The 21,888-nt window shown below is 64.1% G+C and carries 21 protein-coding genes; 15 read left to right on the forward strand and 6 right to left on the reverse strand.

Annotation, left to right across the window (positions count from 1 at the left end):
• Positions 1–88 precede the first annotated feature (88 nt).
• The 15 genes from nuoG (at position 89) to P2869_RS04900 (ending at position 15,301) form a co-directional block, all read left to right on the forward strand.
• Complete coding sequence (nuoG, locus tag P2869_RS04830) at positions 89–2,431, forward strand: NADH-quinone oxidoreductase subunit NuoG (RefSeq protein WP_277597618.1); 2,343 nt, start codon at positions 89–91, stop codon at positions 2,429–2,431.
• Positions 2,432–3,496: an NADH-quinone oxidoreductase subunit NuoH gene (gene nuoH / locus P2869_RS04835; protein WP_126878514.1), complete on the forward strand. Its 1,065-nt coding sequence runs from the start codon at positions 2,432–2,434 to the stop codon at positions 3,494–3,496.
• A gap of 15 nt (positions 3,497–3,511) precedes the next feature.
• Positions 3,512–4,000, forward strand: a complete 489-nt coding sequence (gene nuoI, locus P2869_RS04840) for an NADH-quinone oxidoreductase subunit NuoI (RefSeq protein ID WP_017774413.1) — start codon at positions 3,512–3,514, stop codon at positions 3,998–4,000.
• Positions 4,001–4,173: 173 nt separating this feature from the next.
• Positions 4,174–4,830 (forward strand): NADH-quinone oxidoreductase subunit J, encoded by a 657-nt coding sequence (locus P2869_RS04845; protein ID WP_017774414.1) that lies wholly within the window; start codon positions 4,174–4,176, stop codon positions 4,828–4,830.
• A gap of 17 nt (positions 4,831–4,847) precedes the next feature.
• Positions 4,848–5,153: an NADH-quinone oxidoreductase subunit NuoK gene (gene nuoK / locus P2869_RS04850; RefSeq protein WP_277597619.1), complete on the forward strand. Its 306-nt coding sequence runs from the start codon at positions 4,848–4,850 to the stop codon at positions 5,151–5,153.
• A gap of 17 nt (positions 5,154–5,170) precedes the next feature.
• Complete coding sequence (gene nuoL, locus P2869_RS04855) at positions 5,171–7,207, forward strand: NADH-quinone oxidoreductase subunit L (protein WP_017774416.1); 2,037 nt, start codon at positions 5,171–5,173, stop codon at positions 7,205–7,207.
• Positions 7,208–7,221: 14 nt separating this feature from the next.
• The gene (locus P2869_RS04860) at positions 7,222–8,712 is read left to right on the forward strand and encodes an NADH-quinone oxidoreductase subunit M (protein ID WP_017774417.1); all 1,491 of its coding nucleotides are present in this window, start codon (positions 7,222–7,224) and stop codon (positions 8,710–8,712) included.
• Between the two features lie 25 nt (positions 8,713–8,737).
• Positions 8,738–10,210 (forward strand): NADH-quinone oxidoreductase subunit NuoN, encoded by a 1,473-nt coding sequence (gene nuoN, locus P2869_RS04865; RefSeq protein WP_277597620.1) that lies wholly within the window; start codon positions 8,738–8,740, stop codon positions 10,208–10,210.
• Entirely contained in the window at positions 10,210–10,506 is a 297-nt protein-coding gene (locus P2869_RS04870) for a DUF2818 family protein (protein WP_017774419.1), read from the forward strand. The genes nuoN and P2869_RS04870 overlap by 1 nt, the downstream gene beginning before the upstream one ends.
• A gap of 52 nt (positions 10,507–10,558) precedes the next feature.
• On the forward strand, positions 10,559–11,161 hold the full coding sequence (locus tag P2869_RS04875; protein ID WP_277597621.1) for an NUDIX hydrolase: 603 nt from the start codon (positions 10,559–10,561) through the stop codon (positions 11,159–11,161).
• Between the two features lie 333 nt (positions 11,162–11,494).
• Positions 11,495–11,926 carry a DUF1178 family protein gene (locus P2869_RS04880; protein ID WP_277597622.1) on the forward strand — a complete coding sequence of 144 codons (432 nt, stop codon included), beginning with the start codon at positions 11,495–11,497 and terminating at the stop codon, positions 11,924–11,926.
• 50 nt (positions 11,927–11,976) lie between these two features.
• The gene (locus P2869_RS04885; RefSeq protein ID WP_126878518.1) at positions 11,977–13,173 is read left to right on the forward strand and encodes an acyl-CoA dehydrogenase family protein; all 1,197 of its coding nucleotides are present in this window, start codon (positions 11,977–11,979) and stop codon (positions 13,171–13,173) included.
• A gap of 10 nt (positions 13,174–13,183) precedes the next feature.
• On the forward strand, positions 13,184–14,335 hold the full coding sequence (locus P2869_RS04890) for an acyl-CoA dehydrogenase (RefSeq protein ID WP_277597623.1): 1,152 nt from the start codon (positions 13,184–13,186) through the stop codon (positions 14,333–14,335).
• 37 nt (positions 14,336–14,372) lie between these two features.
• On the forward strand, positions 14,373–14,840 hold the full coding sequence (locus P2869_RS04895; protein WP_277597624.1) for a MaoC family dehydratase: 468 nt from the start codon (positions 14,373–14,375) through the stop codon (positions 14,838–14,840).
• A complete protein-coding gene (locus P2869_RS04900) occupies positions 14,837–15,301 on the forward strand; it encodes a MaoC family dehydratase (RefSeq protein WP_277597625.1) in 465 nt (154 codons plus the stop codon). Before P2869_RS04895 ends, P2869_RS04900 begins: the two co-directional genes overlap by 4 nt.
• 67 nt (positions 15,302–15,368) lie before the next feature.
• Here P2869_RS04900 and P2869_RS04905 read toward each other — a convergent pair whose 3' ends face one another.
• From P2869_RS04905 to P2869_RS04930, 6 genes are all read right to left on the reverse strand, one after another.
• Positions 15,369–16,070 carry a glutathione binding-like protein gene (locus P2869_RS04905; RefSeq protein WP_017774426.1) on the reverse strand — a complete coding sequence of 234 codons (702 nt, stop codon included), beginning with the start codon at positions 16,068–16,070 and terminating at the stop codon, positions 15,369–15,371.
• Between the two features lie 181 nt (positions 16,071–16,251).
• Positions 16,252–17,511, reverse strand: a complete 1,260-nt coding sequence (locus P2869_RS04910) for an acyl-CoA dehydrogenase family protein (RefSeq protein WP_277597626.1) — start codon at positions 17,509–17,511, stop codon at positions 16,252–16,254.
• A 30-nt stretch (positions 17,512–17,541) separates the two neighbouring features.
• Positions 17,542–18,648 carry a phosphotransferase family protein gene (locus P2869_RS04915; protein ID WP_277597627.1) on the reverse strand — a complete coding sequence of 369 codons (1,107 nt, stop codon included), beginning with the start codon at positions 18,646–18,648 and terminating at the stop codon, positions 17,542–17,544.
• 54 nt (positions 18,649–18,702) lie between these two features.
• On the reverse strand, positions 18,703–19,422 hold the full coding sequence (locus tag P2869_RS04920) for a histidine phosphatase family protein (protein WP_017774429.1): 720 nt from the start codon (positions 19,420–19,422) through the stop codon (positions 18,703–18,705).
• Positions 19,423–19,435: 13 nt separating this feature from the next.
• On the reverse strand, positions 19,436–20,224 hold the full coding sequence (locus P2869_RS04925; protein ID WP_199543915.1) for an enoyl-CoA hydratase: 789 nt from the start codon (positions 20,222–20,224) through the stop codon (positions 19,436–19,438).
• Entirely contained in the window at positions 20,221–21,783 is a 1,563-nt protein-coding gene (locus P2869_RS04930) for a 3-hydroxyacyl-CoA dehydrogenase (protein WP_277597628.1), read from the reverse strand. The genes P2869_RS04925 and P2869_RS04930 overlap by 4 nt, the downstream gene beginning before the upstream one ends.
• Positions 21,784–21,888 lie beyond the last annotated feature (105 nt).

Here is a 21,888-nt window from a genome sequence, read left to right on the forward strand (position 1 = left end):
AGCGCGCCACACCGCGAATTCATTGCCGCAGCAGGCGATGAACGGGGCGAACGATTGAGCGGTAACAGGTTAAGGATGATTGACCATCATGGTTGAACTCGAAATAGACGGCAAGAAGGTCGAGGTGCCTGAAGGCAGCATGGTGATCCAGGCTGCGCACAAGGTCGATACCTACATTCCTCACTTCTGCTATCACAAGAAGCTGTCGATTGCGGCCAATTGCCGGATGTGTCTCGTCGAAGTCGAGAAGATGCCGAAGGCCGTACCCGCGTGTGCCACGCCGGTGTCGCCCGGCATGGTCGTGCGCACCACCTCCGACAAGGCCGTGAAGGCCCAGCAGTCGGTGATGGAATTCCTGCTCATCAACCACCCGCTCGACTGCCCGATCTGCGATCAGGGCGGCGAATGCCAGTTGCAGGATCTCGCAGTGGGCTACGGCAAGTCGTCGTCGCGCTACAGCGAAGAAAAGCGCGTGGTGTTCCACAAGAATGTCGGTCCACTGATCTCCATGGAAGAGATGACGCGCTGCATCCACTGCACGCGTTGCGTCCGCTTCGGCCAGGAAGTTGCCGGCGTAATGGAACTCGGCATGCTGGGCCGCGGCGAGCATTCGGAAATCACGTCGTTCGTCGGCAAGACCGTGGACTCGGAACTGTCGGGCAACATGATCGACCTGTGCCCGGTAGGCGCGCTCACGAGCAAGCCGTTCCGCTACAGCGCCCGCACGTGGGAACTGTCGCGCCGCAAGTCGGTGAGCCCGCATGATTCCGTCGGCGCCAACCTCGTGGTGCAGGTGAAGAACAACCACGTCATGCGCGTGCTGCCGCTCGAAAACGAAGCGATCAACGAGTGCTGGATTTCGGACAAGGACCGCTTCTCGTACGAAGGCCTCAACAGCGACGAACGCCTCACGCGCCCGATGGTGAAGCAAGGCGGCCAGTGGATCGAGACGGACTGGCAAACGGCGCTCGAATACGTGGTGAAGGGTCTGAAGGGCATCGCCGCCGACCATGGCGCGAATGCGCTCGCCACGCTCGCGAGCCCGCACAGCACGGTTGAAGAGCTTTATCTGCTGAAGCAACTGGCCAACGCCGTCGGTACGCCGAACGTTGATTTCCGTCTGCGCCAGTCGGATTTCTCGGCCCCGCTCGCGGGCGCACCGTGGCTCGGCACGAAGATCGCCGACCTCTCGACCCTCGACTCGGCGTTCGTGATCGGTTCGTTCCTGCGTCGCGATCATCCGCTGCTGGCCGCGCGTCTGCGCCAGGCCGCCAAGGGTGGCGCAAAGCTCACGCTGCTGCAGGCCACGAACGACGACTCGCTCATTCCGACCGCACAGCGCATCGTGGCGGCACCGTCGGCATGGCTCGACGAGCTGGCCGGCATCGCCGCAGCGGTCGGTCAAGCGCGCGGTGTGAGCGTGCCCGAAGCGTTCGCGGGCGCCCAACCGTCCGAGGCGGCAAAGCAGGTTGCGGCATCGCTCGCAGCCGGCGAACGGCGTGTCGTGCTGCTTGGCAACAGCGCCGTGCAGCACCCCGAATTTGCACGCCTGCACGCCGCAGCACAGTGGATTGCGGAGAACACCGGCGCGACGCTCGGTTTCCTCACCGAGGCGGCGAACACCGTGGGCGCGTATCTCGCCGGCGCGCTGCCGGGCGAGGGCGGCCTGAACGCGCGCGAAGCGTTCGAGCAGCCGCGCAAGGGCTATGTGCTGCTCAACGTCGAGCCCGAGTTCGATACGGCCAATCCGGCAGCGGCGCTGTCAGCGCTGAATCAGGCCGAGATGGTCGTCGTGCTGTCGCCGTTCAAGACCGGCGCCGAATACGCCGACGTCCTGCTGCCTATCGCGCCGTTCACGGAAACGTCCGGCACGTTCGTCAACGCCGAAGCCACGGTGCAGTCGTTCAACGGTGTCGTGCGTCCGCTTGGCGACGCCCGCCCGGCCTGGAAGGTGCTGCGCGTGCTCGGCAGCCTGCTTGGCAAGCCGGGTTTCGAGTTCGATACGTCCGAAGAAGTGCGCACGGCTGCGCTGGGCGACGGCGACCTCACGTCGCGTCTGTCGAACAAGGCAAACGGCGCGATCGCACGTGCCGCAGGCGGTTCGGCGGCGAAGCCGGCCAACGGCGGCTTCGAACGCGTGTCCGATGTGCCGATCTACCACGCCGACCCGCTCGTGCGTCGTGCGCCGTCGCTGCATCTGACGATGGCGGCGAAGGCGGCCGGGACGGTGGGCCTGCCGGCAGCCCTGTTCGATCAGCTGGGTTTGAAGGACGGCGACGCGGTGCGCGTGCGCCAAGGCGATCGCTCGGTGCAGGCACCGGCGGTGCGCGACGCGAATCTTGCGCAGACGGTGGTGCGCGTGCCGGCGGCAACGCCCGCCGGTGCGGCGCTGGGCAGCCTGTTCGGTGAACTGCTGGTGGAGAAGGCGTAAATGAGCTTGTTCGATACGATCAACGCAGGCGGCAGCCAGTTGCTGGGTGTGGCGTGGCCCACGGTGTGGGCGCTCGTGCGCATCCTGGTGGTGGCGGTGGTGATCCTGCTGTGCGTCGCGTACCTGATCCTCTGGGAGCGCAAGCTCATCGGCTGGATGCACGTGCGTATTGGCCCGAACCGTGTGGGTCCCGCAGGTCTTCTGCAGCCTATCGCAGACGTGCTGAAGCTGCTGCTGAAGGAAGTGATCCAGCCCGCGCAGGCAAGCCGCTGGACTTACCTGATCGCTCCGATCATGACCGTGGTGCCGGCGTTCGCCGTGTGGGCCGTGATTCCGTTCCAGGCAGGCGCCGTGCTCGGCAACATCAACGCGGGTCTGCTGTACGCAATCGCGATCTCGTCGATTGGCGTCTACGGCGTGATTCTCGCCGGCTGGGCGTCCAACTCGAAGTACGCCTTCCTTGGCGCCATGCGTGCCGCAGCGCAGATGGTCTCGTACGAAATCGCCATGGGCTTCGCGCTCGTGGTCGTGCTGATGACCTCGGGCAGCCTCAACCTCTCGGACATCGTCAACTCGCAGGAACGCGGTTTCTTCGCCGACCACGGCGTCGCGCTGCTCTCGTGGAACTGGCTGCCACTCCTGCCGATGTTCGTCGTGTACTTCATCTCGGGCATCGCCGAAACGAACCGTCACCCGTTCGACGTGGTGGAGGGGGAGTCGGAAATCGTCGCGGGCCACATGATCGACTACTCGGGTATGGCGTTCGCGCTGTTCTTCCTCGCCGAGTACATCAACATGATCGTGATCTCGGCCTTGGCTTCGACGCTGTTCCTCGGCGGCTGGAGCGCACCGTTCGGCTTCCTGTCGTTCATCCCGGGCGTGTTCTGGCTGGTGCTGAAAGTCTTTTTCCTGCTGTCGGTATTCATCTGGGCGCGTGCCACGTTCCCGCGCTACCGCTACGATCAGATCATGCGTCTCGGCTGGAAGGTGTTCATTCCGGTGTGCTGTGTCTGGCTGGTGGTGGTCGGCTTCTGGATCATGTCGCCGCTGAATATCTGGAAATAAAGGGCGGATGAACCCATGACCGCAATCCAAAACTTCTTCAAGACCTTCTTTCTCACCGAGCTGCTCAAGGGCCTCGCGCTGACGGGACGTTACACGTTCCGGCGCAAGTTCACGGTGCAGTTCCCCGAAGAGAAGACGCCTATTTCGCCGCGCTTTCGCGGGCTGCACGCACTGCGCCGCTACGAGAACGGCGAAGAGCGCTGCATCGCGTGCAAGCTGTGCGAAGCGGTGTGCCCGGCGCTCGCCATCACGATCGAGTCTGAAACGCGCGCGGACAACACGCGCCGCACGACGCGCTACGACATCGACCTGACCAAGTGCATTTTCTGTGGCTTCTGCGAAGAGAGCTGCCCCGTCGATTCGATCGTCGAGACGCACATTCTCGAATATCACGGCGAGAAGCGCGGCGATCTGTATTTCACGAAAGACATGCTGCTGGCCGTGGGCGATCGCTATGAAGCGCAGATCGCCGCGAACAAGGCAGCGGACGCGCCGTACCGTTGATTTCAGTTTGATGCTCGATCGGCCCGCGGTCCGGGCCGGCTGCAGGGCCCGCGCGGTGTAGCTCACGCGCGAAGCCTCAGCCCGACCGCCGCGGCGCGGTGCCCCTGTGCCAGCCCGTGCCGCGCGTCCGACGACAACAAGCCTCACGATGGCCTAACGATGAACCGGTAATCATGGAATTCACGACCGTACTGTTCTACATCTTCGCGCTGCTCCTGACGGTGTCAGGGCTGAAGGTGATCACCTCGCGCAACCCGGTATCCTCCGCGCTGTTCCTCGTGCTCGCGTTCTTCAACGCGGCCGCGATCTGGATGCTGCTCGAGGCCGAATTCCTCGCCATCCTGCTGGTGCTCGTCTACGTGGGCGCGGTGATGGTGCTGTTCCTGTTCGTCGTGATGATGCTCGACATCAATCTCGACGTACTGCGGCGCGACTTCCGGCGCTTCGTGCCGATGGCGACCGTGGTAGGCGCGATCATCGTGATCGAGACCGCGCTGATCCTCTGGCACGGCTACGGCGCCACGACCACGCCGGTGCGCGATACGGCTGCGGCTGCCGCACTGGGCTCCATGCCGAATACGCGCCTGATCGGCCGGATCATTTACTCGGAATACATCTTCGCATTCGAAGTGGCGGGCCTCGTGCTGCTCGTGGCGATCATTGCCGCGATCGCGCTGACCGCGCGCCATCTCAAGACCCGCAAGCGTCAGGTGGTGTCGGAGCAGGTGCACGTGCGGCGTGAAGACCGCGTGCGCCTTGTGAAGATGCCGGCCGAGAAGGCCGCACCCGAACCGGTTGCGGGAGAAACTGCGCCCGGCAGCAACAGCTGAGCGAGGAGGAGAAAAACATGTTGACCCTTGCCCATTACCTCGTGCTCGGCGCGATCCTGTTCTCGATCGCTGTCGTCGGCATTTTCCTGAACCGTCGCAACATCATCATCATCCTGATGGCGATCGAGCTGATGCTGCTGGCGGTGAACACCAATTTCGTCGCGTTCTCGCATTACCTCGGCGACGTGCATGGCCAGATCTTCGTGTTCTTCGTGCTGACAGTGGCAGCAGCGGAGGCGGCGATCGGTCTCGCCATTCTGGTGACCCTGTTCCGTAGCCTCGACACGATCAACGTCGAGGACCTCGATCAGCTCAAAGGTTAATTTCAGGCAAGGCTGTTATGTCCACGACACTCAATGAAAACCTGCTGCTGGCCATCCCGCTCGCGCCGCTTGTCGGGTCGCTGATCGCGGGTCTGTTCGGCAAGACAGTGGGGCGGGCGGGTGCCCACACGGTCACGATTCTCGGCGTCGCGATCTCGTTCGTGCTTTCGGCCATCGTGTTCCTCGACGTACTGAACGGCGCAAGCTTCAACGCGACGATCTACGAGTGGATGTCGGTGCATGGCCTGAAGTTCGAGATCGGCTTCCTCGTCGATTCGCTCACGGCGATGATGATGTGCGTGGTGACCTTCGTGTCGCTGATGGTGCACATCTACACCATCGGCTACATGGCGGAAGAAGACGGCTACCAGCGCTTCTTCTCGTACATCTCGCTGTTCACGTTCTCGATGCTGATGCTCGTCATGAGCAACAACTTCCTGCAGCTGTTCTTCGGTTGGGAAGCGGTGGGTCTTGTGTCGTACCTGCTGATCGGCTTCTACTTCACGCGTGAAAGCGCGATCTACGCGAACATGAAGGCGTTCCTCGTGAACCGCGTGGGCGACTTCGGCTTCCTGCTCGGCATCGGCCTGCTGCTCGCGTTCGCCGGTTCGCTCAATTACGGCGACGTGTTCGCGAAGCGCAACGAACTGGCCGCACTCGCGTTCCCGGGCACGCACTGGGGCCTCCTGACCGTCGCCTGTATCTGCCTCTTCATCGGCGCGATGGGTAAGTCGGCGCAGTTCCCGCTGCACGTCTGGCTGCCGGACTCGATGGAAGGCCCGACGCCTATCTCCGCGCTGATTCACGCGGCGACCATGGTGACGGCCGGCATCTTCATGGTGACGCGCATGTCGCCGCTCTTCGAACTCTCGGATGCGGCGCTCTCGTTCATCACGGTGATCGGTGCCATCACGGCGCTCTTCATGGGCTTCCTCGGCATCGTGCAGAACGACATCAAGCGTGTGGTGGCGTACTCCACGCTCTCGCAGCTCGGCTACATGACGGTCGCGCTGGGCGTGTCGGCCTACCCGGTCGGCGTGTTCCACCTCATGACCCACGCGTTCTTCAAGGCGCTGCTGTTCCTCGGCGCCGGTTCCGTGATCATCGGCATGCACCACGATCAGGATATGCGCAACATGGGCGGTCTGCGCAAGTACATGCCGATCACGTGGATCACGTCGCTGATCGGCTCGCTCGCGCTGATCGGTACGCCGTTCTTCTCGGGCTTCTACTCGAAAGATTCGATCATCGACGCGGTCAAGCTCTCGCATCTGCCGGGCTCGGGCTTCGCCTACTTCGCCGTGACGGCGAGCGTGTTCGTGACGGCGCTGTACTCGTTCCGGATGTACTTCATGGTGTTCCACGGCGAGGAGCGTTTCCGCCATCCGAAGGACTACGGCAATGGCCATGGCGCTGAGTCGTCCGCGCACGGCCACGAGCATGAGCACCACGTTCACGTGCCGCACGAAACGCCGTGGGTGGTGTGGCTGCCGCTCGTGCTGCTGGCGATTCCGTCGGTGGTGATCGGCGCGATTGCGATTGGCCCGATGCTGTACGGCGACTTCTTCCAGCACGGCGTGGCGTTCGACAAGGTGATCGAAATTTCGTCGAGCCACCCGGCGCTGGCCGAGATGGCCGAAGAATTCCACGGCTGGCTGGATCTGGGTCTGCACGCGGTGACGGGGCTGCCCATGTGGCTCGCGCTGGCCGGCGTGGTGGTGGCCTGGTTCCTGTACCTGAAGCGTCCTGATCTGCCGGCGGTGATCCGCAGCAAGTTCGGCCCGATCTACACGCTGCTGGACAACAAGTACTACATGGACAAGATCAACGAAGTCGTGTTCGCGCGGGGTGCGGTGGCGATTGGCCGCGGACTCTGGAAAGAGGGCGACGTCGTGGTCATCGACGGTCTCGTCAACGGGAGCGCGCGTTTTATCGGCTGGTTTGCGAGCGTGATCCGTTTCCTCCAATCCGGCTACATCTATCACTACGCGTTTGCCATGATTATCGGCATGTTGGGGCTCCTGACCCTGTTTGTAACGCTTAGCGGCAAATAAGGCGAGGGACACGAATGCATACTTATCCGCTTCTCAGTATCGCCATCTGGATGCCGATTGTTTTCGGGCTCGTCATCCTGGCGATCGGGTCCGACAAGAATCCGGGGCCGGCGCGATGGATCGCGCTCGTGGGGTCGATCCTGAGCTTCATCGTCACGATTCCGCTGTTCACGCAGTTCGACGCTAGCACGGCGGCGATGCAGTTCGTCGAGCAGTCCACCTGGATCGAACGCTTCAACATTTCGTACCACCTGGGCGTGGACGGCATCTCGATGTGGTTTGTCGTGCTGACCGCGCTGATTACGGTGATCGTCGTGATCGCCGGATGGGAAGTGATCACGAAGAACGTCTCGCAGTACCTGGCGGCCTTCCTGATCCTCTCCGGCATCATGGTGGGCGTGTTCAGCGCGCAGGACGGCATGCTGTTCTACGTGTTCTTCGAAGCCACCCTGATTCCGATGTACATCATCATCGGCGTGTGGGGCGGCCCGAACCGCGTTTATGCCGCGTTCAAGTTCTTCCTGTACACGCTGGCCGGCTCGCTCCTGATGCTGGTCGCGCTGCTGTACCTGTACACGCAGACGGGCACGTTCGACCTCGCCTCGTGGCAGGCCGCGAAGATCGCGATGACGCCGCAGATCCTGCTCTTCATTGCCTTCTTCCTTGCCTTCGCCGTGAAGGTGCCGATGTGGCCGGTGCACACGTGGTTGCCTGACGCCCACGTGGAAGCGCCCACGGGCGGCTCGGTCGTGCTGGCGGCGATCATGCTGAAGCTCGGTGCGTACGGTTTCCTGCGTTTTTCGCTGCCGGTCACGCCGGACGCGAGCCACTTCCTCGCGCCGGTCATCATCACGCTTTCGCTGATCGCGGTGATCTACATCGGCCTCGTGGCGATGGTGCAGGCCGACATGAAGAAACTGGTCGCGTATTCGTCGATCGCGCACATGGGCTTCGTCACGCTCGGCTTCTTCATCTTCAGCCAACTGGGTGTGGAAGGCGCGATCGTGCAGATGATCTCGCACGGCTTCGTGTCGGGCGCCATGTTCCTGTGCATCGGCGTGCTCTACGACCGCGTGCACTCGCGTCAGATCGCGGACTACGGTGGCGTCGTGAACACGATGCCGAAGTTTGCGGCGCTCGCCATGCTGTTCTCGATGGCCAACTGCGGCTTGCCGGGTACCTCGGGTTTCGTGGGCGAATTCATGGTGATTCTGGCCGCTGTCCAGTTCAATTTCTGGATTGCGTTCGGCGCAGCGTTCACGCTGATTCTCGGCGCGGCCTACACGCTGTGGATGTACAAGCGCGTCTACTTCGGCGCCGTGGCCAACGATCACGTGAAGGAACTCAAGGACGTGAACCGCCGCGAGTACTTCATGCTGGCTATCCTCGCGCTGCTGACGCTGTATATGGGCATCTATCCGAAGCCCTTTACCGATGTGATGCACGTCTCCGTGGATAACCTCCTCTCCCACGTGGCGCAGTCGAAGCTGCCGTTGTCGCAGTAATACAGAGCGGAGGATCTAAGACATCATGCAAAACGCACCTATGACCGTTCTGTTGCCCGACGCGCTGCTGATGGTCGCCGTCATCGTCGCGTGGCTCAACGACACGTTCGTCGGCGACAGCGGCCGGCGCACGACCTACTTCATCGCCTTGCTGTCGAGCCTCGTGGCCGGCATCTGGTTCGCGGTGAACGCGGCCGACAACAACGTCTATTACTTCTTCTCGCACATGTATGTGGTGGACGCGTTCGCCAGTGCGATGAAGGCCGTCGTGACGCTGGGCTTCGCCGTGTCGATCGTCTACTCGCGTCGTTATCTGGAAGAGCGCGACCTGTTCCGCGGCGACTTCTTCCTGCTCGGCATGTTCTCGCTGCTCGGTCAGCTGGTGATGATCTCCGGCAACAACTTCCTGACGCTGTACCTCGGTCTGGAACTGATGTCGCTGTCGCTCTACGCCGTGATCGCCCTGCGCCGCAGCGCCTCGACGTCGAACGAAGCGGCGATGAAGTACTACGTGCTGGGCGCCCTGGCTTCGGGCTTCCTGCTCTACGGCATTTCGATGCTGTACGGCGCAACGGGCTCGCTCGACCTCAACGATGTGGTGAAGGCCATTGCTTCGGGCCGCATCAACGACGTCGTGCTGCTGTTCGGCGTGATCTTCGTTGTGGCCGGTGTGGCGTTCAAGATGGGCGCGGTGCCGTTCCACATGTGGGTACCCGATGTGTATCAAGGCGCCCCCACGGCGATGACGCTGCTCACGGGCGGCGGCCCCAAGGTGGCCGCGTTCGCGTGGGCTCTGCGCTTCCTCGTGATGGGTCTGTTGCCGCTCGCAGTCGACTGGCAGGAAATGCTGGTGATTCTCGCCGCGCTCTCGCTGATCGTCGGCAACATCACGGGTATCGTGCAGCGTAACGTGAAGCGCATGCTCGCGTACTCGGCGATCTCGAACATGGGCTTCGTGCTGCTGGGGCTGCTCTCCGGCATCGTGGACGGCAAGGCGAGCGGGGCGGCCGGCGCCTACGGTTCGGCCATGTTCTACAGCATCGTCTACCTGATCACGACGCTGGGCACGTTCGGCATGGTGATGCTGCTCGCGCGCCGTGACTTCGAAGCCGACACGATCGACGACTTCAAGGGTCTCAATCAGCGCAGCCCGGTGTTCGCGTTCGTCATGATGGTGATGATGTTCTCGCTCGCCGGCATCCCGCCGACGGTCGGCTTCTACGCGAAGCTTGCCGTGCTCGAGGCCACGGTGAATGCCGGTCTCACGTGGCTTGCCGTGCTGGCCGTGATCACGTCGCTGTTCGGCGCGTTCTACTACCTGCGTATCGTCAAGCTCATGTACTTCGATGCGCCGCAGGACGCCTCGCCGATCCAGTCGGGTATGTGCAACCGCGCGCTGCTTGCGCTCAATGGCCTCGCCGTGCTGGTACTCGGCCTCGTGCCGGGGCCGTTGATGACCGGTTGCCTGCAGGCCATCTCGCACACGCTCTCGCTCTGATGTCCGCAGCGGGCTGGTTTATCGTGTTGTTGGCGCTCGCGGGCGCCAACCTGCCTTTTCTGAACCAGCGCCTCTTCTGTGTGGTCCCACTCAGGGCGACGAAGAAGAGCGCCTGGTGGCGGATCGGCGAATTGATCGTGCTCTATTTCGTGGTCGGCGCACTCGGTTTCATGCTCGAATCGCGCGCAGGCAATCGCTTCGACCAGGGCTGGCAGTTCTACGCGATCACGTTCAGTCTCTTCATCGTCTTCGCCTTTCCAGGCTTCGCCTGGCAGTATCTCGTCAAACGACACTGACGGCGCGAGCCATCGCGCCCCGGTCTTCCAGCGTTGCACAGAGGGTTTGCATATGGCCGCCGAACTCCCCGATCACGACGACGCGCTCTACGAGCGATGCGTCGAAAGCACCACGATCCACAACGGCAAGTTCCTCACGCTCAAGTGCGATACGGTGGAATTGCCGGACGGCAAGCACGCCACGCGCGAATACGTGCAGCATCCGGGCGCGGTCATGGTGATTCCGCTGTTCGACGACGGCCGCGTGCTGATGGAAAGCCAGTACCGCTACCCGATCGGTAAGGTGATGTACGAGTACCCGGCGGGCAAGCTCGATCCGAACGAAGGCGCGCTTGCGTGTGCAAAGCGCGAACTGCGCGAGGAAACGGGCTATACGGCGCGCGAATACATCTACGTCACGCGTATCCACCCGATCATTTCGTACTCCACCGAGTTCATCGACATCTATCTGGCACGCGGACTCACCGCGGGCGAGCGCAATCTGGACGACGGCGAATTTCTCGAGCTTTTCACGGCGACTGTGCCCGATCTCTCGGAGTGGGTGCGCACGGGCAAGATCACGGACGTGAAGACGATCATCGGCACGTTCTGGCTCGAAAAGGTGCTCTCGGGTGCCTGGCCGCTCGGGCCGGCGGAGACTGGCGGCGACGCGTAAGCGTCGCGCTTCGGTCCGCGTTCCGTTGCGGCAGATGGAGGCTGTGGAAAGACCGCTGTCTCCACTGGGAATCATTGCCGGTGTTGGCGCGTCGCGCAGACCTCGGGCACCGTCTTTTGACTACCTCGGCAGCACGCGGCCCGAGGCGCTACAATCGCCGGACACGTCATGCGTCGTTCATAACGGGCCGATTTTTTTTCCGGCACGAGAGAACGCTCCGTGCCGCGCGGTAGCGCATCGCCGCCACACCGCGAATACCTAACCGCTGTTTTTCGAACGATCGTTCATAAAACAGCGAATTGCGCTAAACTCGCACGTAAGCCCCGATTCCACATGAAGGTCCTCGATCTACAATGCCCGGGCGGCCATCGCTTCGAAGGCTGGTTTGCCTCGGCAGACGACTTCGAATCGCAGCTGGCTCGCAAGCTCGTTGAATGTCCGATTTGCGGTGCCACCGAAGTGAGCCGCCTGCCGTCCGCGCCTCGTCTGAATCTTTCGGGAGCGGCCGAGCCGGCGCAGCAAGGCACACCGGACATGAACGAACTGCAGGCGCGGGTCATGCGCGCGCTGCGCGAGGTCCTCGACAAGACCGAGAACGTGGGCGACCGCTTCGCCGAGGAAGCCCGGCGCATCCACTACAACGAGGCGCCCGCACGCAATATTCGCGGGGTCACGACGCCTGAGGATGCACGCGCGCTCGTCGAAGAAGGCATCGACGTGATGCCGCTGCCGATCCCGGCCGCACTGAAGGAGCCGTTGCAGTAACGCGGCGTCTTCCTTGTGGCGGCGCTCGCTGCGGCAAGGAGACACTGCGCATGGACCTCGATTATTCCGCCGCCGACGGCGCTTTTCGCGCCGACATTCGCGCCTGGCTCGAAGCGAATCTGCCTTCGTCGCTGCGCGACAAAGTTCTCAATCACAAACGTCTGAATCGCGACGACTTCGCGCGCTGGCACAAGCTGCTCGGCGCGCGCGGTTGGTCCGCGCCCGCGTGGCCCGTCGAATACGGCGGACCTGGCTGGAACGCAACACAACGCCATATCTGGGAAGAGGAGTGCGCGCGGGCCGGCGCGCCGATGGTGCTGCCTTTCGGCGTGTCGATGGTTGCGCCCGTCCTCATGAAGTACGGCAGCGAGGCGCAGAAACGCCACTACCTGCCGCGTATTCTCGATGGCACCGACTGGTGGTGCCAGGGCTACTCCGAACCCGGTTCGGGGTCCGATCTGGCTTCGCTGCGAACGCGCGCCGAACGCCACGGTGACCACTATGTCGTGAACGGGCAGAAGACCTGGACTACGCTCGGCCAGCACGCCGACATGATGTTCTGCCTCGTGCGCACCGACTCGTCCGCGAAGAAGCAGGAAGGTATCTCGTTCCTGCTGATCGACATGAAGACGCCAGGCATCACGGTTCGTCCCATCATCACGCTCGACGAAGATCACGAAGTCAACGAGGTGTTCTTCGAAGACGTGCAGGTGCCGGTCGAAAATCGGGTCGGCGAGGAAAACCGCGGCTGGACGTACGCGAAGTATCTGCTCGGGCACGAGCGCACCGGCATTGCGCGCGTGGGCCAGTCGAAACGCGAACTGCTCTTTCTGAAGCGCTTCGCACTCGCGCAGCAAAAGAACGGCAAGCCGCTGCTGCATGATCCGCTGTTCGCCGCGAAGGTGGCGGCGCTCGAGATCGAACTGATGGCGCTCGAAGTCACGGTGCAGCGCGTGGTGAGCAGCGAAACCGGCGGACGTGGACCGGGGCCTGAAGCATCGATGCTGAAGATCAAAGGCACCGAGGTCCAGCAGGCGCTCACCGAACTGATGTTCGAAGCCGCTGGTCCGCTTGCCGCGCCGTTCGACGTGCCGTTCCTCGAAGGCGAACGCGAACACAGCATCGCCGGCGACGACGACGCGGCGCCGCTCGCCGCCTACTACTTCAACTTCCGCAAGACGTCGATCTACGGCGGCTCGAACGAAATCCAGAAGAACATCATCGCGCAGATGATTCTCGGCCTTTGAGGAGCAGCGCATGGACTTCACCTTCACGGACGAACAACAGCAATTCGCCGACGCGCTGCGCCGCTATCTGGACCGGCAATACGGCTTCGAAGCGCGTCAGGCGATCGTGCGCTCCGAGGCCGGCGTATCGGATACCCCCTGGCAAGCGCTCGTCGATCTGGGACTGACGGCGTTGCCCGTGCCGCAGGCACAAGGCGGGTTCGACGGCACGCCGTTCGACATGCTGGTCGTCATGCAGGAACTGGGCCGCGCCCTGGTCGTGGAGCCCTACTGGGCAACCGCGGTGGGCATCGAGGCATTGAAGCTCGCCGGTTCGGGCGATGGCGAAGATGCGACGCTGCTCGAACGTGCCGCGGCGGGCGAGATCAAGCTCGCGGTGGCGTTTAATGAGCCTGCTGCGCGATACGACCTGTTCGCGGTCGAGGCGGTCGCGACACCGCGCGATGGCGGCTTCGTGCTGAGCGGCAGCAAGTCGGTGGTGCAGCACGGCGCGCAGGCGGACTACTGGATCGTCCCGGCGCGGCTCGCGGGCGGCGAAGCGCCCGGCGAGCTGGCACTCTTCGTCGTGGCACGCGATGCAGCGGGTGCGACCGCTACGGACTACCGCACCATCGACGGCCAGCGCGCCGCAACGCTGGTCTTCGACGCCACACCGGCACGCCGGCTCGCTGCCGATGGCTCGCATGAAGTGGGTGCCGCCACGCTCGAACGCATCGCCGACTACGGCATCGTTCTGCTCTGCGCAGAGGCAATCGGTGCGCTCGACGCGCTCAACCATGCTACCGTCGAGTACACGAAGACGCGCCAGCAGTTCGGCGTGCCCATTGCCCGTTTTCAGGCACTGCAGCACAGGATGGTCGAGATGCTGATCCACACGGAACAGGCGCGCTCGCTCACTTATCTGGCCGCGGCGCGCTACACGAGCGCGGACACCGACGAGCGGCGCCGCGCGATAAGCGCGGCGAAGGTGCGGGTCGGGCAGGCCGCGCGCTTCGTGGGACAGCAGGCGGTCCAGCTGCACGGCGGGATGGGCGTCACCAACGAAGTGGCCGCGGCGCATCTGTTCAAGCGGCTCGCGATCATCGAAACGACGCTCGGTGACGTCGACCATCACCTGGCGCGCTTTACTGCGTTACCTGGCTTCACCGCCTGCGACGCGTGAACATCAACAAAAGACGTTTGCCAACGAGGATCAAGCGATGGGATTGAGCTACGAGGATATAGAAGCGGGCACGACGGCCGAAATCGGTTCGCACACGTTCGGGCATGCCGAGATCGTGGAGTTTGCGCAGCGGTTCGATCCTCAGCCCTTCCACGTGGACGACGAGGCAGCGAAAACGTCGCCCTACGGCAAGCTGATCGCAAGCGGCTGGCATACGTGCTCGGTGATGATGGGGCTCTTCGTGCGCAGCACGCTGGCGGGCTCCACTTCGATGGGCTCGCCCGGCGTGGACGAGATTCGCTGGCTCAGGCCCGTCGCGGTCGGCGACACCATCACGATGAAAATCTCCGTGCTCGATAAACGCGTGCTGGCGAGCCGGCCGGATCGCGGCATCGTCTCGATGCAGTGGGAAGGCATCAACCAGAACGGTCAGACCGCCATCATCGTACGTTCGAAGGGCATCTTCGGTCTGCGTCATCCGGGCACGAGCGGGGCGGCAGCATGAGCGAGGTCGCCCCGCAGATCGATGCAGACGCGCTGCGTGCACTCGTGGGTGCGCCGGCACTCGTCAGCGAGTGGATCGAGGTCGATCAGGCGCGGGTGGACCGCTTTGCAGCCGCAACAGGCGACCATCAGTGGATACATGTCGACCCGGAACGGGCGCGGCGCGAGTCGCCGTTCGGCGGGCCGATCGCGCACGGGTTCCTCACGCTCTCGCTCATCCCCGCGCTGCTGGAACGGACGGTCGCGCTACGTCAGCGCATGGGTCTCAACTACGGGCTCAATCGCGTGCGCTTCACATCGCCGTTGCCCGTTGGCGCCAGGGTGCGCGCACATTTCGCTGTGGCCGAGGTCACCGACGTGGACGGCAACGGCGTGCAGGTCATCTGGAAGGTGACGCTCGAACGTGAAGGAGGCGAGCGGCCTGTGTGCATCGCGGAATTCATCACGCGCCACTACTTCTGAGCATCCGGGGGCCGCCATCGAGCGGCGGCCCCCGGTAACGTCCACGTCTTTCGCGAGATTCAGTGCGTCAGTGCTTCGCGTACTGCGTCGCGCCGAACAGCACTTCCTTGGCCTTCTCGTCGATGAGCGGCTGGCGCGCGGCGGCGAGCACCTCCACGCCGCGCTGCACCGCGGGCCGTGCGGCGATTTCTTCGTGCCAGCGCTTCACATGCGGGAAGGCATCGAGATCGATGCCCTGGTTTTGCCAGGAGCGCGTCCACGGGAACGCGGCGATGTCGGCAATCGTGTACTTGTGGCCCGCGAGATACGCGGTTTTGGCGAGCTGCGTGTTCATCACACCGTAGAGGCGCTTCGCTTCATTCGTGTAGCGCGTGATCGCGTAATCGATCTGCTGTGGCGCGTAAATGCGAAAGTGATGCGCTTGGCCGAGCATCGGGCCGAGCCCGCCCATCTGGAACATGAGCCACTGAAACGTTGCATACCGTTCTGCCGGATCGGTAGGCAGGAAGCGGCCGCTTTTCTCGGCGAGATAGATCAGGATCGCGCCGGATTCGAACAGCGAAAAAGGCTGGCCGTCGGCGCGCTTCGGGCCTTCGGAATCGACGATCGCGGGAATCTTGTTGTTCGGGCTGATGGCGAGAAACTCGGGCTTGAACTGATCACCTGCGCCGATATCGATGGGGTGCACGCGGTACGCGAGTCCGGTCTCCTCCAGCATGATATGGACCTTGTGGCCGTTGGGTGTCGCCCAGCTGTAGACGTCGATCATCGTGGCTCCTTTCGTGCTTGAAAGCGGCGCCGCGTCTTTCTGGTGCGGCGCCGGAACAGGCAAAAATTAGAGCATAGATCGCGCGACGGTGCAGGGCGCCATCCTGCGCGCCCGCACGCTGCGGCGGATGTGCGGGGCAGATGTGGCTCCGGGGCGACTCAGGTGCGGCTCAGGTGCGGCTTCAGGTACGAGTAACCGGCATCTCGACGCGCGAGGCCGCGTCCGCATCCATGTAGCGCGCGAGTTCGAGCTTCGCGATGGCGTTGCGATGCACTTCGTCGGGACCATCGGCGAAGCGCAGCGTGCGTGCCGACGTGTACGCATAAGCCAGCGGGAAGTCGTCGCTCATGCCCGCCGCGCCGTGCACCTGCATCGCCCAGTCGATCACCTGACAGGCCATGTTCGGTGCAACCACCTTGATCATGGCGATCTCGCCGCGTGCGCCCTTGTTGCCGACGGTGTCCATCATGTAGGCGGTCTTGAGCGTGAGCAGCCGCGCCTGCTCGATGAGGCAGCGCGCTTCGGCAATGCGCTCCTGCGTCACGGTTTGCGACGCGATGGGTTTGCCGAACGCGACGCGCTGCAGCGCGCGCTTCGTCATCAATTCGAGCGCGCGCTCGGCGAGCCCGATGAGCCGCATGCAGTGGTGAATGCGGCCCGGCCCGAGCCGTCCCTGTGCGATTTCGAAGCCGCGTCCTTCGCCGAGCAGCAGGTTCGTCGCGGGCACGCGCACGTTATCGAGCGTGATGTCCATGTGGCCGTGCGGCGCGTCGTCGTAGCCGAACACGGTGAGCGGGCGATGCACGGTGATGCCGGTGGCGTCGGCGGGCACGAGGATCATCGACTGCTGGCGGTGCCGCGGTGCGTCGGGATCGGTCTTGCCCATCACGATATAGACGGCGCAGCGCGGATCGCCCGCACCCGACGACCACCACTTGTGGCCGTTGATCACGTAGTGGTCGCCGTCGCGTTCGATGCGCGTCTGGATGTTGGTGGCATCCGATGAAGCGACCTCGGGCTCCGTCATGAGAAAGGCCGAGCGAATCTGGCCGTCGAGCAGCGGGTCGAGCCATTGCCGCTTCTGGCTCTCGGTGCCGTAGCGTTCGATCGTTTCCATGTTGCCCGTGTCGGGCGCATTGCAGTTGAAGACCTCGGGCGCCCAGGGCACGCGTCCCATGATCTCGCACAGCGGCGCGTATTCGAGATTCGTGAGCCCGGCGCCGCGCGCCGAGTCGGGCAGGAACAGGTTCCACAGGCCCGCCGCGCGCGCCGTTTCCTTGAGCTTTTCGACGATTTCGGTGGGCATCCACGCGTTGCCGTTCGCGCGATTGCGCGCGACCTCGGCCAGAAAGACCGACTCGTTCGGGTAGATGTGCTCGTCGAAGAACGCGAGCAGCTTTTCGCGCAACGCCTGAACCTTGGGGGTGTAGTCGAAATTCATCGGATACCTCGCGAAAGGGAAAGGGATGGCTCAGCGCACTTTCTGCGCGTAGCGCCAGGCCAGTTCAGCCATGGGCCGCGCGCGGCGGCCGGCGTCCGCGGCCTGGGCGCTCGCGGCCGTGCCGTCCACGACGCGTTTCATGATGCCTTGCAGGATCGCGGCGATACGGAACATGTTGTAGGCCAGATAGAAGTTCCAGTCGCCGCGAAGATCGAGCCCCGTGCGCTCGCAATAGCGCCGCACATAAGCGGCTTCGTCCGGAATGCCGAGCGCCGCGAGGTCGAGGCCCGCAATGCCGCGGAACTGCGCGGGGTCGACGTGCCACGCCATGCAGTGGTAGGCGAAGTCCGCGAGCGGGTCGCCCAGCGTGGAAAGCTCCCAGTCGAGCACGGCCAGCACGCGCGGCGCGTGACGGTCGAAGATGAGATTGTCGAGCCGGTAATCGCCATGAACGATCGTCGTTCGCGCAGCGGCGTCGTCGGGCATGTGCTGCGGCAGCCATTCGATGAGGCGTTGCATGGCCTCGATGGGCTCGGTCTCCGAGGCCTGATACTGACGGCTCCAGCGGTCGATCTGGCGTGCGAAATAGTTGCCTGCCTTGCCGTAATCGGCGAGGCCCACGTCGGCCGGCACCACGTTGTGCAGCGTGGCGATCACGCGATTCATCTCGTCGTAGATCGCGGCGCGCTCGTCAGTCGACATGTCGGGCAGCGAGGGGTCCCAGAGCACCCGGCCCTCGACGAACGCCATCACGTAGAACGCCCTGCCGATCACCGCTTCGTCCTCGCACAGCGCGAGCATCTTCGCGACCGGCACACCGGTGCCTGCGAGCGCATCCATCACGCGGTATTCACGTTCGATCGCGTGCGCGGAAGGCAGCAGCTTCGCCTTCGGTCCAGGCTTCGCGCGCATCACGTAGCTGCGCGACGGAGTGACGAGCTTGAACGTGGGGTTCGACTGACCGCCAGCGAATTGCTCGACTGTGAGCGGACCGGAGAACCCTTCGACATGGCTTGCGAGCCACGCTTCGAGCGCAGCCGCGTCGAAACGCTGCCGCTCGGCGACGGGCCGCGTGCCTTCGAATGCCGAGTAGTCCGCCTGTTGTGCTGTGTTTTCTGCCGGGGTGGCGTGTGCCATTGTCTCCTCCAGGTCGGGCGCCTTGCGTTGCGTATCTTGAGTGTGTTGGGCGCGCTAGCGGTGCTTCATGTATTCGACGTATTGCGCGTAGAGCATCTCCATCGTCGTGTGGCGCACGTCGCGGTGCAGCGGCGAGGGAGGCGAATGGTTGAGCGCGCGAATGACCCAGTCGCGTGGCTCGGCGCCGACGTCGAGCGCATTGATGCAGCCGGTGGCCTGCGCAAGGTGGCCGAAGAATGCGCGGCCGCCCGCGGTGATCGCGTGCGAAAGAATTGCGCGGTTCACGCCGCCGTGCAGCACGAGCAATACGGTGTCCCAGGCGGCATCGCGGCGCAGGGTGTCGATGGCGGGCAGCACGCGGTCAAGCAGTTCGCCAATGCTCTCGCCGCCCAGAAAGCGCGTGCTTTCCGCGACCACGCCGTCGAACACGCTGAGAAACGAGGCCTCGATATCTTCGGGGGCGAGATGAGCCAGCTTGCCGCCGCGAATTTCCTCCCACGCGGGCTCGATCTCGGGCTCGATGGTCTGGCCGGTCTGCGCGAGCACACGTCGCGCCGTCTCCAGCGTGCGCGGCAGGCCGCTCACGATCACGCGATCGAAGCGGATGCCTTGCGCCGCGAACAGATCGCCCGCGGCCGTGGCCTGGACGCGGCCATTCGCGTTGAGCGGCACGCTTTCGGGATCGATCGCGCGGCCCGATGCATCGAAGTACGTCACGTCGCCGTGACGCATCAGATAGATGCGGCGGCGTTTGGGCAGGGTGAATCCGCTCATGGCGTGGCCTCGCTCACTTGTAGACGGGGGCGCGCTTCTCGAGAAACGCCGTGATGCCTTCCAGCCCGTCGCGATGATGCAGCGACGCCACGAAGCTGTCGCGTTCGGCCACAAGGTGCGCTTCGAGCGTCTGCGTGCCCGCTGCATCGATGAGCGCCTTGATGCGCGCGGTCGAATTCGGCGAGAGCTTGCCGAGGTCGTCGGCCCAGTCGATGGCGGTGTCGAGTGCGCTGCCCGGCTTCGCGAGCCGGTTCACCACGCCGACTTCGGCGAGGCGCGTCGCGCCGATCGGCTTGCCTTCGATCAGCACCTCGGTGGCGAGCGGGCGCGGCAGCGCCTGCGCGAGGAACCAGGAGCCGCCGCCATCGGGCGTGAGGCCGACACGCGCGTACGACATCACGAACTTCGCGTCGTCGGCGGCGACGAGCAGGTCGCACGCGAGCGCGAGCGAAAAACCCGCGCCGGCCGCAGCGCCTTCCACGGCCGCGATCACAGGCTTGCTCGACTGGCGCAGTGCCGTGATCCACTCGGCGAGCAGGTCGATGCTTTCGGCCTGCACGGAGGGATCTTTCGCGCGGTTTTCCAGCAACCGGTTGAGATTGCCGCCGGCGCAGAAAAAGTTGTCGGCGCCGGTGATCACGATGGCGCGCAGCGACGAATCGCGTTCGGCCGAATCGAGCGCTTCGATGCCCGCCGCGTACATGTCGGGATGCAGCGCGTTGCGCGCGCCCGGGTTCGACAGCGTCATCACGAGCGTGGATTCGCTGCCGGCCGGCCGCGATGTGAGCAGTTCGGCGGTCATCGGGCGGCTCCTGCTGCGTGGGCGCTGTCGGCGGCGTCGGGTTGCACGAGCGACATGCCGAGTTGTGCGCGTCGCGCGAGCCAGGGCGACGGCCGGTAACGCGGATCGCCGAGCACGCGATGGATGTTCTGGAGAATCGTGAGGATCGTCTTTGCGCCCAGCGCGTCGCCGAGTGCGAGCGGCCCGCGCGGGTAGCCGAGGCCCAGCGTGACGGCGAGGTCGATGTCTTGCGGGGATGCAATCTGCTGCTGGGCAATGTCGCAGCCGATGTTCACGATCGTCGCGACCACGCGCTGCGCCACGAAGCCCGTCGAGTCGCGGATCACGGTGACCGGTACACCGTCCGACGCAAAGAGCGCGTGGCCTGCATCGCGTGCCTCGCGCGTGGTAGCGGGCGTAGTCATGACCGTGCGCCGCTGGGCGCTAACGAGCGGGAAGAGCGCGTCTACAGCTACGACGCGGCTCGCATCGAGCCCTTCCTCGACGGCTGCGGTGGTGGCGTCGAGGCCGAACGGCGTAACGACGAGCAGCGAGTCGGCGGCGGGGTGTGCGCCGTCGTCGAGTGCGACATTGGCTTTGGCGAGAAGCTGCAGTACGGCCTCCCGCGCTTCGGGGTGGCTTCGGCTCACCCACACGCGTTGCGGTAGCGTGGAGGGCGCAGGCGCTTCTTCAGGAGCCTGCTGCTTGCCATCCGCGTAACGATAAAAGCCCTCGCCGGCCTTGCGCCCGATGAGCCCACCGGCCAGCCGCACGCCCGTGATCGGCGACGGCGTGAAGCGCGGCTCCTCGTAGAACTGGTGGTAGATGGACTCCATCACGGGATGCGATACGTCGAGCGCGGTGAGGTCGAGCAGCTCGAACGGTCCCAGCCGAAAGCCCGCTTGCTCGCGCATGATGCGATCGATCTCGACGAAGCTCGCGACACCTTCGCTCGCCACGCGCAGACCTTCGGTGTTCATGCCGCGGCCCGCGTGGTTCACGATGAAACCGGGCATGTCCTTCGCGCGCACCGGCGTGTGTCCCATGCGGCGGGCGAGGTCCATCAGCGCGTCACCGGCGGCCGGGTTCGTGCGCAGTCCGTCGATCACCTCGACCACTTTCATCAGCGGCACGGGATTGAAGAAGTGATAGCCGGCCACGCGTGAGGGATCGGTGCACGCCGCGGCAATCGCCGTGATGGAGAGCGACGACGTGTTCGACACGAGGATGCAGCGGCCGCTCACCACCGCTTCGAGATCGCGGAACAGCTTGCGCTTCACTTCGAGGTTTTCGACGATGGCCTCCACGACGAGGTCGCAATCCGCGAGGCCTTCGATAGACGGGGTACCCGTCACGCGTTCGAGCGCCGCGCGGCCTTCAATGTCGTTGAGCTTGCCTTTGGCCGTGAGCTTCGCGAACGTTTCGCCGAGGTAAGTGCGTGCCGCTTCGATAGCCTCGGGATTCGTGTCGAAAAGACGGACCGTGAGGCCCGCGAGCGCGGCGATCTGCGCGATGCCGCGGCCCATGGCGCCGGTGCCTACGATTCCGATGGTCTCGATGTTGACGTGCGGTGAATTCATCTGATGCTCGACTCCATGTCCGGTTTAGAATAGCACGCTCGTGCATTTTTATGATGTGAGGGCCAGCCCTGGCCATAGACACTAACAGGCACGATTCGCAGAGCG

It is taken from the genome of Paraburkholderia sp. SUR17, assembly GCF_029536165.1.
GTDB classification, from domain to species: Bacteria; Pseudomonadota; Gammaproteobacteria; order Burkholderiales; family Burkholderiaceae; genus Paraburkholderia; species Paraburkholderia kururiensis.

Bases quoted from the DNA above. Each gene is read 5' to 3' on its own strand.
- nuoG (WP_277597618.1), top strand. From the start codon at position 89: ATGGTTGAACTCGAAATAGACGGCAAGAAGGTCGAGGTGCCTGAAGGC.
- nuoH (WP_126878514.1), top strand. From the start codon at position 2,432: ATGAGCTTGTTCGATACGATCAACGCAGGCGGCAGCCAGTTGCTGGGT.
- nuoI (WP_017774413.1), top strand. From the start codon at position 3,512: ATGACCGCAATCCAAAACTTCTTCAAGACCTTCTTTCTCACCGAGCTG.
- P2869_RS04845 (WP_017774414.1), top strand. From the start codon at position 4,174: ATGGAATTCACGACCGTACTGTTCTACATCTTCGCGCTGCTCCTGACG.
- nuoK (WP_277597619.1), top strand. From the start codon at position 4,848: ATGTTGACCCTTGCCCATTACCTCGTGCTCGGCGCGATCCTGTTCTCG.
- nuoL (WP_017774416.1), top strand. From the start codon at position 5,171: ATGTCCACGACACTCAATGAAAACCTGCTGCTGGCCATCCCGCTCGCG.
- P2869_RS04860 (WP_017774417.1), top strand. From the start codon at position 7,222: ATGCATACTTATCCGCTTCTCAGTATCGCCATCTGGATGCCGATTGTT.
- nuoN (WP_277597620.1), top strand. From the start codon at position 8,738: ATGCAAAACGCACCTATGACCGTTCTGTTGCCCGACGCGCTGCTGATG.
- P2869_RS04870 (WP_017774419.1), top strand. From the start codon at position 10,210: ATGTCCGCAGCGGGCTGGTTTATCGTGTTGTTGGCGCTCGCGGGCGCC.
- P2869_RS04875 (WP_277597621.1), top strand. From the start codon at position 10,559: ATGGCCGCCGAACTCCCCGATCACGACGACGCGCTCTACGAGCGATGC.
- P2869_RS04880 (WP_277597622.1), top strand. From the start codon at position 11,495: ATGAAGGTCCTCGATCTACAATGCCCGGGCGGCCATCGCTTCGAAGGC.
- P2869_RS04885 (WP_126878518.1), top strand. From the start codon at position 11,977: ATGGACCTCGATTATTCCGCCGCCGACGGCGCTTTTCGCGCCGACATT.
- P2869_RS04890 (WP_277597623.1), top strand. From the start codon at position 13,184: ATGGACTTCACCTTCACGGACGAACAACAGCAATTCGCCGACGCGCTG.
- P2869_RS04895 (WP_277597624.1), top strand. From the start codon at position 14,373: ATGGGATTGAGCTACGAGGATATAGAAGCGGGCACGACGGCCGAAATC.
- P2869_RS04900 (WP_277597625.1), top strand. From the start codon at position 14,837: ATGAGCGAGGTCGCCCCGCAGATCGATGCAGACGCGCTGCGTGCACTC.
- P2869_RS04905 (WP_017774426.1), bottom strand. From the start codon at position 16,070: ATGATCGACGTCTACAGCTGGGCGACACCCAACGGCCACAAGGTCCAT.
- P2869_RS04910 (WP_277597626.1), bottom strand. From the start codon at position 17,511: ATGAATTTCGACTACACCCCCAAGGTTCAGGCGTTGCGCGAAAAGCTG.
- P2869_RS04915 (WP_277597627.1), bottom strand. From the start codon at position 18,648: ATGGCACACGCCACCCCGGCAGAAAACACAGCACAACAGGCGGACTAC.
- P2869_RS04920 (WP_017774429.1), bottom strand. From the start codon at position 19,422: ATGAGCGGATTCACCCTGCCCAAACGCCGCCGCATCTATCTGATGCGT.
- P2869_RS04925 (WP_199543915.1), bottom strand. From the start codon at position 20,224: ATGACCGCCGAACTGCTCACATCGCGGCCGGCCGGCAGCGAATCCACG.
- P2869_RS04930 (WP_277597628.1), bottom strand. From the start codon at position 21,783: ATGAATTCACCGCACGTCAACATCGAGACCATCGGAATCGTAGGCACC.